The sequence below is a fragment of the Pseudomonas sp. 50_B genome, assembly GCF_017491625.1.
Classification (GTDB): Bacteria; Pseudomonadota; Gammaproteobacteria; order Pseudomonadales; family Pseudomonadaceae; genus Aquipseudomonas; species Aquipseudomonas danubii.
The window spans coordinates 1-248 of sequence record NZ_JAFGYX010000196.1 but is presented as its reverse complement, the minus strand read 5'-3'; the positions used below and the strand labels follow the sequence as shown (position 1 = coordinate 248).

General features: G+C 63.7%; 1 protein-coding gene. It reads left to right on the top strand.

Features of this window, described 5'->3' with window-relative positions; translation table 11 throughout:
- Positions 1-248, top strand: a 248-nt coding sequence (locus tag J5M73_RS31590) for an amino acid permease (RefSeq protein ID WP_207817017.1), incomplete at both ends; no start/stop codon positions are given.

The window sequence follows — 248 nt, the reverse complement described above, 5'->3', positions numbered from 1 at the left end:
ATTTTGGCGGGGTGATGGACCAGGTGCGCAACATGATGCTGGTCACGGTATTCGTGTTCATCGGCATCGAGGGCGCCAGCGTCTACTCGGCCCGGGCGCAGAAACGCGCGGACGTCGGGCGGGCCACTGTCATCGGCTTCATCACCGTGCTGCTGTTCCTGGTGCTGGTGAACGTGCTGTCCCTGGGGATCATGACCCAGCCGGAACTGGCCAAGCTGCAGAACCCGTCCATGGCTGCCGTGCTGGAG